This window comes from Mesorhizobium sp. B2-1-1 (assembly GCF_006442975.2).
Lineage (GTDB): Bacteria > Pseudomonadota > Alphaproteobacteria > Rhizobiales > Rhizobiaceae > Mesorhizobium.
The window spans coordinates 3,810,681-3,824,448 of record NZ_CP083954.1 but is presented as its reverse complement, the minus strand read 5'-3'; the positions used below and the strand labels follow the sequence as shown (position 1 = coordinate 3,824,448).

Genomic DNA, 13,768 nt, shown 5'->3' with positions numbered 1-13,768 from the left:
CGCGGCCAAGTCGCGCAGCGCTCCAGAGGATGGCTGTCCACTGGCTTCAGCTGTTGAAGGCCGACGCGACCTGATGTTGCTGCGGCACCTGGCCGTTCGGCGTCAGCTTGTCGACGATGCCAGGCAAGGCTGCGGACAATTGCTTGAGCAGTTCCTGCTCGTCGAGCCCCGTCCGTTGCGCGATCTCGCGGATGACCTGCGGTCCGATCGCGTTGCCCAGGTCGTTGGCGTTGATCGGTTGGTTCTGGCCGGTGCCGACCCAGGAATCGGCGACGTTGCCGTGGCCGGAGTTCTTCAATTTGTCGAGCAGGCCGCCCAGTCCGCCAAGCAGGCCGCCATCGCCGGCCGTGGTTTCACCGGGCTCGGCCGGTACGGGAGCTTGGGGTTGCTCCGGCTGTTCGGCACTCCTGCCGCTGAGCATCTTTCCGACCAACAGCGCGCCGAGCGCGATCATCAGGGGTTTGGTGATGTTGCCGCCCGGAACGGCATTGTCAAACAGTCCCATCGTGGATCTCCTTGTCAACCAAGCCCGTCCCATCCTCACAATGACGCAATCGGGCGGAATTTCAAGCTGGCTTGAGCTTTTGACAATCATATGAAAATGATGGACGCGGCGGGGGATTGGAGAGGAAAAATGTCAATCATCAGCTGGATTATTCTGGGCGTCATCGCCGGCTTTCTTGGCAGCAAGATCGTCAACAAGAGCGGCCAGGGCATGATCATGGATATCGTGCTCGGCATTGTCGGCGCCATTGTCGGCGGCCTGATCTTCAGCGCTTTCGGCGCGTCGGGCGTGACCGGTCTCAACATATACAGCCTGATCGTCGCGGTGGTGGGCGCCGTGGTCGTGTTGTGGGCCTACCACCAGTTCGCCGGCAAGCGGCCGATTTAGCACCAGTCCCATTCCGATAGTTCGGGATGGGATTTCTACCTGTCCGCTCGTGCATGAGCTTCCCCGAAACCGGATCCCGCACTCGGGTCATGCGCCCGTCCTGTCCTTCATCGGCGGTGTTTGCCACCGCGGAGCGCCGTCTGGCGCGTCTTATCTGACCCTCTTGAGGATATCGCGGACAGCGTGTTGAGCTTGCGGCGAGACCCCCGGCGATAATCGGCCGCAACTGGAGCCGACTTAGGCGACGACAGTCAGCCGGCGCCTGCGCTGGTCGAGCGAGACGATGGCCAGTCCGCTGCCGACAACCAGAAGGATGCCGCAGATCGCCAGCGCGTTCGGGAATTGTCCGAACACCAGCAGGCCCGAAATCATCGCCCAGACGGTGAAGCAGTAGTAGAACGGCGCCACCGCGCTGGTCGGCCCGACGCGATAGGCCATGAAGATGAAGAAATGGCCGAAGATCAGGAAAAACCCGGCTCCGGCCATGAGCAGCAAATGATGTGCTCCGGGCATGATCCAGCGCTCTGAAACCAGGTGTGCCGCACCGGCGCCGATCAGCACCACGACGACGGCGGAGATCGCCACGATCATTCCCGGCACCTCGGCCGGAACCCGCCTGCCGGTGAGATCGCGCGCGGCCGACAATGCCGCATTGCCAAGCGCCAGCAAGGCGTAGACCGAGATGCCCTGCATGGTCGGTTGCGCCACCATCAGCGCGCCGATGAAGCCGAGACCGATCAGCGCCATGCGCTGGCCGCCGATCCGCTCGCCGAACAGGATGGAGGAGCCGACCAGCATCAAGAGCGGCGTGACCTGTCCGAGGGCGGTGGAATCGGCGATCTGCATGTTGGCGAGCGCCACGACGTAACAAAGGATGGCGGCCAGTTCGAGCAGGTTGCGGTGCAGCACGCGCTTGTCGAAGATCAGCGGGATCTGTTTGCCATAACCAAGCGCAAGCAGCAGCGGAAAGCCCCAGAGCGCTGCCGCTGCGCCGCGCAGGAACAGCACTTCATAGGACGGCAGGCCCGCCGTGGCGAGCTTCATCATCGTATCGTTGATGAGATACGACCCGGTCGAGACGATCATGAACAGGGGGCCGCGAACGGCTGTCGGGATGAAATGCATCGGTGCAGGAAATCAGAGCGGGAACACCGCCGCAATGGGCCATGAAGCGCCGACAAATCCGACAGCGACCGACGAGCGGGGCGCGGGAGGCCGGCGCGATTGCGCAGGGGTTTAGGCCATTCCATTTCACGCGACACGTTCCTATATCAGCGCCATATCCCCGCAATCGGATCACGGGTTCGGGCCGAGTGAGAAGGCGCCCGGGCAAAAGACGCTTGTGTTTTTTGGCCTTTGTCGCTAATCGCCCCGCATTCGACTGAACTGAAGGTCCAGGCCGTCCAAGGAAAGAGACTATGGCAAAAGGTAAATTCGAGCGCACCAAGCCGCATGTGAACATCGGCACGATTGGCCACGTTGATCATGGCAAGACGTCTTTGACGGCAGCGATCACCAAGTATTTTGGCGAATACAAGCGCTATGACCAGATTGACGCGGCGCCGGAAGAGAAGGCGCGCGGCATCACGATTTCGACGGCTCACGTTGAGTACGAGACGGAGAACCGCCACTACGCCCACGTCGACTGCCCCGGCCACGCCGACTATGTGAAGAACATGATCACAGGTGCGGCGCAGATGGACGGCGCGATCCTGGTTGTGTCGGCCGCCGACGGCCCGATGCCGCAGACCCGCGAGCACATCCTTTTGGCCCGCCAGGTCGGCGTGCCGTCGATCGTGGTGTTCTTGAACAAGGTCGACCAGGTCGACGATGCCGAGCTGCTTGAGCTGGTCGAGCTCGAGGTTCGCGAATTGCTGACCAAGAACGAGTTCCCCGGCGACGACATTCCGATCGTCAAGGGTTCGGCGCTGGCGGCTCTGGAAGATTCGGACAAGAAGATCGGCGAGGACGCGATCCGCGAGCTGATGGCTCAGGTCGACGCCTACATCCCGACGCCGGTTCGTCCGCTCGACAAGCCGTTCCTGATGCCGATCGAGGACGTGTTCTCGATCTCGGGCCGCGGCACGGTCGTGACCGGTCGCGTCGAGCGCGGCGTGGTCAAGGTCGGCGAGGAGCTGGAGATCATCGGCATTCGTCCGACCACCAAGACGACCTGCACGGGCGTCGAGATGTTCCGCAAGCTGCTCGACCAGGGCCAGGCCGGCGACAACATCGGCGCGCTGCTGCGCGGCGTCGACCGTGAAGGTGTCGAGCGCGGCCAGGTTCTGGCCAAGCCCGGTTCGGTGAAGCCGCACAAGAAGTTCGTGGCCGAAGCCTACATCCTGACCAAGGACGAGGGTGGCCGTCACACGCCGTTCTTCACCAACTACCGTCCGCAGTTCTACTTCCGCACCACCGACGTGACCGGCATCGTGTCGCTGCCGGCCGGCACCGAGATGGTGATGCCCGGCGACAACATCACGGTCGACGTCGAGCTGATCGTGCCGATCGCCATGGAAGAGAAGCTGCGCTTCGCCATCCGTGAAGGCGGCCGCACCGTCGGTGCCGGCATCGTCGTCACCATCAAAGAGTAATCGACACCGGCATCAGCCGGATCGAGAAGGAAGGGCGGTCCTCGGGCCGCCCTTTTTGTCGGCGACCGAAGGTCAGCGTTGGCATGCCGGGGCCGACACGCGGTCGAACGGTAGCCGCGTTCATCGAACTGGCCATCGAGGCAGGTTGAGGCTTGCTCGATTTTTCCGCTATCGTCGCTGCAGGCGGCGCTGGGCGGAGGTCAAGTATGAGCCAGGATGTTCCCACACTCTACGAATGGGCCGGCGGCAGCGAAGCGCTCAACCGGCTGACGCAGACCTTCTATGACAAGGTGGCGCAGGATCCGGTCGTCGGGCCGGTGTTCAAGCATATGTCGCCCGACCACCCCGCTCATGTCGCGGCCTTTATCGGCGAGGTTTTCGGCGGGCCGAAAACCTACAGCGAAAAATTCGGCGGCCACCGCGAGATGGTCATGCATCATCTCGGCAGGCATTTGACGGAAGAGCAGCGCCGCCGCTGGATCAACCTGCTGGCCGATGCCGCGGATGCCGTCGGGCTGCCTGACGATCCGGAGTTCCGTTCCGCCTTCATGGGCTATGTCGAGTGGGGATCGCGGCTCGCCAAGATGAATTCCAATCTCGGCGAAACGTGCGACCCGGAGACCGAGCCGATGCCGGCCTGGGGCTGGGGCGTGCCCGGCGGGCCTTACCGGGTCCCGGACACCAAATAGCGTCCAACGGATACACGGGCCGGCAGGCAAGATCTCCGCGAACAGCATGCCGGCGCACTCGAGCATGAAACCGGAGATCGATGGCGGCGGGCTGGTCGTCGACCATCCCGATTTCCGGGAAAGGGGATGAAGGCGCGTTTGCTTGCAAACCGCTCTTTACAGAGCGCGCGGAAGCTTTTAGGAAGCCCCTGCTGCGCCGAGGCGCACGTGTACGGGCATAGCTCAGTTGGTAGAGCGGCGGTCTCCAAAACCGCAGGTCGTAGGTTCGAGCCCTGCTGCCCGTGCCATTTTCCCTCAGGGGAACAGGTACCTAGAAAACGCCTTGCGTGGCGCGGAGCCCGAAAGTAGCCTTGCCTGGATGCGAATTTAGGTATTGTTCATTTTTTGTTCACTGGTCCGCTTGCATATGATAGCTTACGTAAGTCACTAAAGAACGTGCTCGGAGGATTCTCCACATGAGAGACATCATCATTATTTAATTCCGCGTGCAGATGCGATAAGAAGCCCCTGGGGATTCCCCGGGGGCTTTTCGTTATGGGCGAGTTTCTCGGCTACCTAATCGGGCTTGGGAAGAATACATCGATCACGCAGATCCCAGACGGCTACGCTGTCCTTCTCACGGGTATTCTGGTGATCCTCGGCTGGTACATCTCGGCCCGTCAGGCCACGAACGCGTTTCGGCGGGAAAAGGCCAACAAGTACCTGCTTGCCGATTCCCATCCGGTCTATCCGATCCTGAGAAGGCTCTCTAATCCTTACTTGCAGAACCGGACCCCATTTCCGACCTATGGGGAGCTTCAAGCAGATGCAGCTCAGCAGAATTTGCAGAAGGATATCCGGGAAGCGCTCGTCTATTTTGAATTCGCGGCAGCGGACATCATGCACGGGCTCGTTTCGGAGCGATACCTGTATGTCTCCCAGCGCAGCTTGACGATGAACGTTTTCGAACAGTCGCGGCGCTACATCGTTAGCGTCCGGGAACTGCACAAGCAGCCTTCGGCGTTCGAAGTCTTCGAGACCCATTATATCCGCTTTGCATACCCAAGCTTGAGCTACGGGGCCAAGATCCTTGAATTCGCAATGCACCGGCCACTCTACAAGCCCTACCGCTTCATCTTCCTGTGTCATTATTGGTTCGGATCGCAGGGGATGAGCTATCCCTCCGATCCCATGCAAGCGGACCTGAAAGAGATTTCCGAGGCTTTGAGGCGCAGTTGCCAGCTTGTAGGCCTAGGACGGCTGATGGCTTTGCTAGTGGTCGCTTTGCTGGTGGGGAACTGGCTTCGAACTTGAGATCGTTTTTCACTCGGTGCTCAAGATCGCAGCCGGCGGCCGGTCGCAAGGTCTTCCGAGTTCGGTCGGTGCGTGGGCTGACGCCGCTCGGCAGAAAAGCTCGATTCTGGTTATACAAAATGTTGCACGTCATTTGAAAATCGGCGACCGGCTTGCCATATTAGGCTGATTGAGGCATAAGGGCGCCATAGCCGGGACGGAACGACTGGATGGTTCCGAGGCGGCGTTTGGTCATAAAGCGGACACTTGCCACTTGCGTGGATCAAGAATCGGTTTTATGTAGACGAGACAGACACGCGACGCGTGGAGCTGGGAAGCCGGCTTTACGCGTCTGATTTGCATGGGCGAAATGATTGCGCTGATTCGGCGCGAAAATGGACCCAGGCGGCACGTCCCGGCCAGCGGGATCATCCAGGAGACCCGGCCAACGGGTCTTGAAGACAGAGCGGCATATGGCTTCGAAAACCACAAATCCTTTCGTCTTTCTCCAGCAGGTTCGCGCGGAGACCGCCAAGGTGACTTGGCCGTCGCGACGCGAAACGATGATCTCGACGGTGATGGTTCTGGCTTTCGCTGTGATCGCGATGATCTTTTTCTTCACCGCCGATCAGCTCATGGGCCTCGCGGTCGAACAGATTCTGGGCATTGGACGCTAAGTCCGGCGATTACGGAGAAGTCGTGAAATGACTACGCGCTGGTACATCGTCCACGCCTATTCGAACTTTGAGAAGAAGGTCGCCGAGGACATCGAGCACAAGGCCAAGCAGAAGGGCCTGTCCGCCGATATCGAGCAGATCGTCGTGCCGACCGAGAAGGTCGTCGAGGTTCGTCGCGGCCGCAAGGTCGACGCCGAGCGCAAGTTCTTTCCGGGCTATGTGCTCCTGAAGGCCAACTTGACCGACGCCGTGTTCTCGCTGGTCAAGAACACGCCGAAGGTCACCGGGTTTTTGGGCGACTCCAAGCCGGTGCCGATCACCGAGGCCGAGGCGCAGCGCATCCTGAACCAGGTGCAGGAAGGCGTCGAGCGGCCGAAGCCCTCGGTTACCTTCGAGATCGGCGAGGCGATCCGCGTCTCGGATGGCCCCTTCGCGTCCTTCAACGGCTTCGTCCAGGAAGTGGACGAGGAGCGGGCGCGGCTCAAGGTGGAAGTTTCGATCTTCGGGCGCGCCGTGCCTGTCGATCTGGAATTCGGACAAGTCGAAAAAGGCTGATCCGAAATCCCTGGCGCCGTTCCGGTGGTCAGGGGAGGCGGCGCGGCAACGCGCGGCCTGAGAACGGTGGGAGGCGAATGCGGCTTTAGCCGGCCGCAGGAACCGCACCACCAGACTGCAACAGCCGGCGTTTTCCCAGATCGAGGGGCCGGCATAGACAAAGGCAGGAATAGAGATGGCTAAGAAAATTGCAGGCCAGCTCAAGCTCCAGGTTGCCGCGGGCTCGGCTACGCCGTCGCCCCCGATCGGCCCGGCGCTTGGTCAGCGCGGCATCAACATCATGGAGTTCTGCAAGGCGTTCAACGCGCAGACCCAGGAAATGGAAAAGGGATCGCCGATTCCGGTCGTCATCACCTACTATCAGGACAAGTCGTTCACCTTCGTCATGAAGACGCCGCCGGTGAGCTACTTCCTGAAGAAGGCCGCTAACCTGAAGTCGGGCTCCAAGGAGCCGGGCAAGGTCAAGGCCGGCACGATCGGCCGCGACAAGGTCCGCGCCATCGCCGAGCAGAAGATGAAGGATCTGAACGCAAACGACGTCGAGGCGGCCATGCGCATGGTCGAGGGCTCCGCCCGCTCGATGGGTCTGGAAGTGGTGGGCTGAGATCATGGCAAAGATTGCAAAGCGTGTATCGAAGACCCGCGAAGGCATCGATCCCAACAAGGCTTATACCTTGGGTGACGCGCTGAAGCTGCTCAAGGATCGCTCGACGGTTAAGTTTGACGAGACGATCGAAGTCGCGATGAATCTCGGCGTTGATCCTCGCCATGCCGACCAGATGGTCCGCGGCGTGGTCAACCTGCCGAACGGCACCGGCCGCTCGGTCCGCGTCGCCGTGTTCGCCCGTGGCGACAAGGCCGAGGAAGCCAAGGCCGCCGGCGCCGACATCGTCGGCGCGGAGGACCTGGTCGACATCGTCCAGAAGGGCACGATCGATTTCGATCGCTGCATCGCCACGCCGGACATGATGCCGCTCGTCGGCCGTCTGGGCAAAGTGCTCGGCCCGCGCGGCATGATGCCGAACCCGAAGGTCGGTACCGTCACCACCGACGTCGCGGCCGCCGTCAAGGCATCGAAGGGCGGCGCTGTCGAGTTCCGCGTCGAGAAAGCCGGCATCGTTCACGCCGGCGTCGGCAAGGTCTCGTTCGACGTCAAGGCGCTGGAAGAAAACGTCCGCGCCTTCGCCGATGCGGTGACCAAGGCAAAGCCGGCTGGCGCCAAGGGCAACTACGTCAAGAAGGTGTCCGTCACCTCGACGATGGGCCCGGGCCTCAAGCTCGACGTCTCGACGCTCGCGGCGTCCTGATTAACCGTTTGGATCGGCCGCTGAACGGGCCGATCCGTAAGTGAATTCCGGGCCTGGATCGTTCTGGGCCCGGTACCGGGAGCCGAAAGGTTTCCGGACATCCTGTCCGAGATTGCAGGCGGCCCGGCCTTGATTGAAAAGGGGGGCCTTAATTCATGTGGGCCTGCATGAGACGGGTGAAGACCTGACAACGGAGCAAGCGCTCCAATGAAAGGTTCGAACCGTGTTTGCCTTTTGTCTGCGCATCGTCCGGCTTGCCGGCGATGTGGCGAAAGGGGGCAGGATCCTCGAGCGCTGTTCGGGAGATCCGTTACTGGATGGCCCGGCCGGCAAAAGGCAACCCGACGCCTGTCCTCGTGAATGGGAATGTTCCCGTTAGCAGGGTGGGGGTCAACTGGAGATAGGCAGTGGACAGAGCGGAAAAACGCGAACTCGTCACGGGCCTGAACGATGCGTTCTCGAACGCGGGTTCAGTGGTCGTGGCCCACTATGCCGGTATCACCGTCGCGCAAATGAACGACCTCCGGTCGAAAATGCGCGCTGCCGGTGGCACCGTTAAAGTCGCGAAGAACCGTCTCGCCAAAATCGCTCTTCAGGGCACGGACTCCGCATCGATCATCGATCTGTTCAAGGGACAGACGCTGGTCGCCTATTCGGAGGATCCGATTGCGGCGCCGAAGGTCGCGTCCGATTTCGCCAAGGGGAATGACAAGCTCGTCATTCTCGGCGGCGCAATGGGCACCACCTCGCTCAACGCCGACGGTGTGAAGGCACTCGCCACACTTCCGTCGCTCGACGAGCTGCGCGCCAGGCTGGTTGGCATGATCGCCACGCCGGCAACCCGGATCGCCCAGATCGTCAATGCGCCCGCGGCTTCGGTCGCGCGTGTCATCGGCGCTTACGCCCGGAAGGACGAGGCGGCATGAGGCCGTTCCTCGCTATCACAAACACACGTTCGAACCTTATGAAGGAATACAACAATGGCTGATCTCGCAAAGATCGTAGACGACCTTTCGAAGCTGACCGTCCTTGAGGCGGCTGAGCTGTCGAAGCTTCTGGAAGAAAAGTGGGGCGTTTCGGCTGCTGCTCCGGTGGCTGTTGCCGCTGCCGGCGGCGCTGCCGCTGCCGCTGCTCCGGTCGAGGAAAAGACGGAATTCGACGTCGTCCTCACCGATGCCGGCGCTCAGAAGATCAACGTCATCAAGGAAGTCCGCGCCATCACCGGCCTTGGCCTCAAGGAAGCCAAGGACCTGGTCGAAGCGGCTCCGAAGCCGGTCAAGGAAGCCGTTTCCAAGGCCGACGCCGACAAGTTCAAGGCCCAGCTGGAAGCAGCCGGCGCCAAGGTCGAGCTGAAGTAAGCGTAACAATCTGCGGACGGCCTCGCGCCGTCCGCCACTCCCTCGGGTGACCTGGGGAGGCTGCGTAGCGCGAGATGCACGAAAACCTCTTTCCTGAGGGCCGAAAACCGGCTCTCAGGAAACGGGTTTTCTCCCGTTTTAGCCGGCCGCCGCCAAGTAGTTTGGTAATGGGGCCGGAGAACAGACAGAGAGCCGCTGCCCAGGCGGTTCGGATGCAAGGCGAGCCGCGGCGAGGCTCGCCCCGAGTTTAGAGCTAAGGAGCGACGATGGCCCAGACCCAGACTTTCAATGGCCGCAGACGCGTACGCAAGTTCTTCGGAAAGATCCCGGAAGTTGCGGAGATGCCGAACCTCATCGAGGTTCAGAAGGCGTCCTATGACCAGTTCCTGATGGTGGACGAGCCCAAGGGCGGACGTCCGGACGAGGGACTGCAGGCTGTTTTCAAGTCGGTCTTCCCGATCTCCGATTTTTCCGGCTCCTCGATGCTGGAGTTCGTGAAGTACGAGTTCGAAGGACCGAAATTCGACGTTGACGAATGCCGTCAGCGCGACCTCACCTATGCCGCACCGCTGAAGGTGACGCTGCGCCTGATCGTGTTCGATATCGACGAGGATACCGGCGCGAAGTCGATCAAGGACATCAAGGAGCAGGACGTCTACATGGGCGACATGCCGCTCATGACCTCGAACGGCACCTTCATCGTCAACGGCACCGAGCGCGTCATCGTCTCGCAGATGCACCGCTCGCCGGGCGTCTTCTTCGACCATGACAAGGGCAAGTCGCACTCGTCGGGCAAGCTTCTGTTTGCCGCGCGCGTCATCCCCTATCGCGGTTCGTGGCTCGACATCGAGTTCGATTCCAAGGACGTCGTGCACGCCCGCATCGACCGTCGCCGGAAGATTCCGGTGACGTCGCTGCTGATGGCGCTCGGCATGGACGGCGAAGAGATCCTGTCGACCTTCTACAACAAGATCACCTACAAGCGCGCCGGCGATCACTGGCGCATTCCGTTCAACGTCGATCGTTTCCGCGGCCTGAAGGCCGTCGGCGACCTGGTTGATGCCGACACGGGTGAGGTCGTTGTCGAGGCCGGCAAGAAGATCACCGCCCGCCAGGCCCGCCAGCTCGGGGAAAAGGGCCTGAAGGCGATCAAGGCGACCGACGAGGACCTGCTCGGCAACTATCTCGCCGAGGACATCGTCAATTACGCCACCGGCGAGATCTTCCTCGAGGCCGGCGACGAGATCGATGACAAGACGCTGAAGGTGCTGCTTGGCACCGGCGAGGACGAGATCCAGATACTCGACATCGATCACGTCAATGTCGGCGCCTACATCCGCAACACGCTCGCCGTCGACAAGAACGAGAGCCGCCAGGACGCGCTGTTCGACATCTATCGTGTCATGCGCCCCGGCGAGCCGCCGACGCTCGAAACCGCCGAAGCCATGTTCAACTCGCTGTTCTTCGACAGCGAGCGCTACGACCTGTCCGCCGTCGGCCGCGTCAAGATGAACATGCGCCTCGAACTCAAGGCCGAGGACACCGTGCGCGTGCTGCGCAAGGACGACATCCTGGCCGTGGTCAAGACGCTGGTCGAACTGCGTGACGGCAAGGGCGAGATCGACGACATCGACAACCTCGGCAACCGCCGCGTGCGTTCGGTCGGCGAGCTGATGGAAAACCAGTACCGCGTCGGCCTGCTGCGCATGGAGCGCGCGATCAAGGAGCGTATGTCCTCGATCGAGATCGACACGGTCATGCCGCAGGACCTGATCAACGCCAAGCCGGCGGCTGCCGCCGTGCGCGAGTTCTTCGGTTCCTCGCAGCTGTCGCAGTTCATGGACCAGACCAACCCGCTGTCGGAGATCACCCACAAGCGCCGTCTCTCCGCGCTTGGACCGGGCGGTCTGACCCGCGAGCGCGCCGGCTTCGAGGTGCGCGACGTGCACCCGACGCATTACGGCCGCATCTGCCCGATCGAGACGCCGGAAGGCCCGAATATCGGCCTGATCAACTCGCTCGCCACCTTCGCGCGCGTCAACAAGTACGGCTTCATCGAGAGCCCGTACCGCAAGATCGTCGACGGCAAGCTGACCAATGACGTCGTCTATCTGTCGGCGATGGAAGAGGCCAAGCACCATGTCGCGCAGGCCAATGCCGAGCTCGACAAGGATGGCCGCTTTGTCGACGAATTCGTCATTTGCCGCAGTGCCGGCGAGGTGATGATGGCGCCCCGCGAAAACGTCGACCTGATGGACGTTTCGCCCAAGCAGATGGTGTCGGTGGCCGCGGCCCTGATCCCGTTCCTTGAGAACGACGACGCCAACCGCGCGCTGATGGGCTCGAACATGCAGCGCCAGGCCGTGCCGCTGGTGCGCGCCGAAGCGCCGTTCGTCGGCACCGGCATGGAGCCGATCGTCGCCCGTGATTCGGGCGCCGCCATCGGCGCCCGCCGCGGCGGCATCGTCGACCAGGTGGACGCGACGCGTATCGTCATCCGCGCCACGGAAGACCTCGATCCGGGCAAGTCCGGCGTCGACATCTACCGGCTGATGAAGTTCCAGCGTTCGAACCAGAACACCTGCATCAACCAGCGTCCGCTGGTGCGCATGGGCGACCGGGTCAACAAGGGCGACATCATCGCGGACGGTCCTTCGACCGAGCTCGGCGATCTGGCTCTCGGCCGCAACGTGCTGGTCGCGTTCATGCCGTGGAACGGCTACAACTACGAGGACTCGATCCTCCTGTCCGAGCGCATCGTCGCCGACGACGTCTTCACCTCGATCCACATCGAGGAGTTCGAGGTCATGGCGCGCGACACCAAGCTCGGACCGGAGGAAATCACGCGCGACATTCCGAACGTCTCGGAAGAAGCGCTGAAGAACCTCGATGAAGCCGGCATCGTCTATATCGGTGCCGAAGTTCAGCCGGGCGATATCCTGGTCGGCAAGATCACGCCGAAGGGCGAAAGCCCGATGACGCCGGAAGAAAAGCTTCTGCGCGCCATCTTCGGCGAAAAGGCATCCGATGTGCGCGACACCTCGATGCGCATGCCTCCGGGTACCTTCGGCACCGTCGTCGAGGTGCGCGTGTTCAATCGCCACGGTGTGGAGAAGGACGAGCGCGCCATGGCGATCGAGCGCGAGGAGATCGAACGCCTCGCCAAGGACCGTGACGACGAGCAGGCGATCCTGGATCGCAACGTCTACGCGCGCCTTTCCGACGTGCTCGTCGGCAAGGAAGCGATCGCCGGACCGAAGGGCTTCAAGAAGGGCTCGACGCTGTCGAAGGATACGCTCGACGAGTATCCGCGTTCGCAGTGGTGGCAGTTCGCCGTGGAGAACGAAAAGCTCCAGAGCGAACTGGAAGCCCTGCGCGGCCAGTACGACGATTCCAAGAAGGCACTCGAACAGCGCTTCATGGACAAGGTCGAGAAGGTGCAGCGCGGCGACGAAATGCCTCCGGGCGTCATGAAGATGGTCAAGGTCTTCGTGGCGGTGAAGCGCAAGATGCAGCCGGGCGACAAGATGGCCGGCCGTCACGGCAACAAGGGTGTCGTGTCGCGCATCGTTCCGGTCGAGGACATGCCTTTCCTCGAGGACGGCACGCATGCCGATATCGTGCTCAACCCGCTGGGTGTGCCGAGCCGCATGAATGTCGGCCAGATCCTGGAAACGCATCTGGGCTGGGCTTGCGCCGGAATGGGCAGGAAGATCGGCGAGATGATCGACGCCTACAAGTCTGCCGGCGACATCAAGCCGCTGCGCAAGACGCTGGAGAGCTTCATGCCCGCCAACGACCGCAACGAGCCGGTCCGCGAGTATGACGACGAGAGCATCGTTCGCCTGAGCGAGCAGATGCGCCGCGGCGTCTCGATCGCGACCCCGGTGTTCGACGGCGCGCACGAGGCCGACATCAACGTCATGCTGGAGCAGGCGGGCCTGCACACCAGCGGTCAGTCGCAGCTCTATGACGGACGCACCGGCGAGCCGTTCGATCGCAAGGTGACGATGGGCTACATCTACATGCTCAAGCTTCACCACCTCGTGGATGACAAGATCCACGCGCGTTCGATAGGTCCGTACTCGCTCGTCACCCAGCAGCCGCTGGGCGGCAAGGCGCAGTTCGGCGGCCAGCGCTTCGGCGAAATGGAGGTCTGGGCGCTGGAAGCCTACGGCGCCGCCTATACGCTGCAGGAAATGCTGACGGTGAAGTCGGACGACGTCGCCGGCCGCACCAAGGTCTACGAGGCGATCGTCCGCGGCGACGACACCTTCGAGGCCGGCATTCCCGAGAGCTTCAACGTTCTCGTCAAGGAGATGCGGTCGCTCGGCCTCAACGTCGAATTGGAGAACACCAAGCTCGACGAAGCCCCGGTTCGGCTGCCCGACGCAGCGGAATAAACAAGACACCCGGTCGCGGGA

13 protein-coding genes and 1 tRNA gene are annotated in these 13,768 nt (G+C 62.0%); 12 read left to right on the top strand and 2 right to left on the bottom strand.

Translation table 11 applies throughout. The annotated features are described in order from the left end of the window. Positions 1 to 46 precede the first annotated feature (46 nt). Positions 47 to 505, bottom strand: coding sequence for a YidB family protein (locus tag FJ972_RS18745; RefSeq protein WP_140525527.1), 459 nt, complete (start codon positions 503 to 505; stop codon positions 47 to 49). Between the two features lie 129 nt (positions 506 to 634). On the opposite strand from FJ972_RS18745, the gene FJ972_RS18740 reads away from it, so the two are divergent. Then, entirely contained in the window at positions 635 to 892 is a 258-nt protein-coding gene (locus FJ972_RS18740; protein WP_140525526.1) for a GlsB/YeaQ/YmgE family stress response membrane protein, read from the top strand. Between the two features lie 237 nt (positions 893 to 1,129). Here the strand turns inward: FJ972_RS18740 and FJ972_RS18735 are convergent, their stop codons facing one another. Beyond that, positions 1,130 to 2,017: a DMT family transporter gene (locus FJ972_RS18735; RefSeq protein WP_140525525.1), complete on the bottom strand. Its 888-nt coding sequence runs from the start codon at positions 2,015 to 2,017 to the stop codon at positions 1,130 to 1,132. A gap of 293 nt (positions 2,018 to 2,310) precedes the next feature. Between FJ972_RS18735 and tuf the strand changes: the two genes are divergently transcribed. The 11 genes from tuf to rpoB all read left to right on the top strand — a co-directional run bounded on the left by tuf (position 2,311) and on the right by rpoB (position 13,747). Beyond that, complete coding sequence (gene tuf / locus FJ972_RS18730; RefSeq protein ID WP_140515452.1) at positions 2,311 to 3,486, top strand: elongation factor Tu; 1,176 nt, start codon at positions 2,311 to 2,313, stop codon at positions 3,484 to 3,486. A gap of 206 nt (positions 3,487 to 3,692) precedes the next feature. Then, a complete protein-coding gene (locus FJ972_RS18725; protein WP_140525524.1) occupies positions 3,693 to 4,175 on the top strand; it encodes a group II truncated hemoglobin in 483 nt (160 codons plus the stop codon). A gap of 211 nt (positions 4,176 to 4,386) precedes the next feature. Then, positions 4,387 to 4,462, top strand: a tRNA-Trp gene (locus FJ972_RS18720). 247 nt (positions 4,463 to 4,709) lie between these two features. Further along, positions 4,710 to 5,468 carry a hypothetical protein gene (locus FJ972_RS18715; RefSeq protein WP_140515458.1) on the top strand — a complete coding sequence of 253 codons (759 nt, stop codon included), beginning with the start codon at positions 4,710 to 4,712 and terminating at the stop codon, positions 5,466 to 5,468. Between the two features lie 452 nt (positions 5,469 to 5,920). After that, positions 5,921 to 6,124 (top strand): preprotein translocase subunit SecE, encoded by a 204-nt coding sequence (gene secE, locus FJ972_RS18710; RefSeq protein ID WP_013531408.1) that lies wholly within the window; start codon positions 5,921 to 5,923, stop codon positions 6,122 to 6,124. A 27-nt stretch (positions 6,125 to 6,151) separates the two neighbouring features. Continuing rightward, the gene (nusG, locus tag FJ972_RS18705; RefSeq protein ID WP_140525523.1) at positions 6,152 to 6,679 is read left to right on the top strand and encodes a transcription termination/antitermination protein NusG; all 528 of its coding nucleotides are present in this window, start codon (positions 6,152 to 6,154) and stop codon (positions 6,677 to 6,679) included. Positions 6,680 to 6,854: 175 nt separating this feature from the next. Beyond that, the gene (gene rplK / locus FJ972_RS18700) at positions 6,855 to 7,283 is read left to right on the top strand and encodes a 50S ribosomal protein L11 (RefSeq protein WP_140501622.1); all 429 of its coding nucleotides are present in this window, start codon (positions 6,855 to 6,857) and stop codon (positions 7,281 to 7,283) included. Between the two features lie 4 nt (positions 7,284 to 7,287). After that, on the top strand, positions 7,288 to 7,986 hold the full coding sequence (gene rplA / locus FJ972_RS18695) for a 50S ribosomal protein L1 (protein WP_140501624.1): 699 nt from the start codon (positions 7,288 to 7,290) through the stop codon (positions 7,984 to 7,986). Between the two features lie 407 nt (positions 7,987 to 8,393). Then, positions 8,394 to 8,912, top strand: coding sequence for a 50S ribosomal protein L10 (gene rplJ / locus FJ972_RS18690; protein ID WP_140515456.1), 519 nt, complete (start codon positions 8,394 to 8,396; stop codon positions 8,910 to 8,912). Between the two features lie 54 nt (positions 8,913 to 8,966). Continuing rightward, positions 8,967 to 9,344, top strand: a complete 378-nt coding sequence (rplL, locus tag FJ972_RS18685) for a 50S ribosomal protein L7/L12 (protein ID WP_027146630.1) — start codon at positions 8,967 to 8,969, stop codon at positions 9,342 to 9,344. A gap of 266 nt (positions 9,345 to 9,610) precedes the next feature. Beyond that, positions 9,611 to 13,747, top strand: a complete 4,137-nt coding sequence (gene rpoB, locus FJ972_RS18680) for a DNA-directed RNA polymerase subunit beta (RefSeq protein WP_140501628.1) — start codon at positions 9,611 to 9,613, stop codon at positions 13,745 to 13,747. Positions 13,748 to 13,768 lie beyond the last annotated feature (21 nt).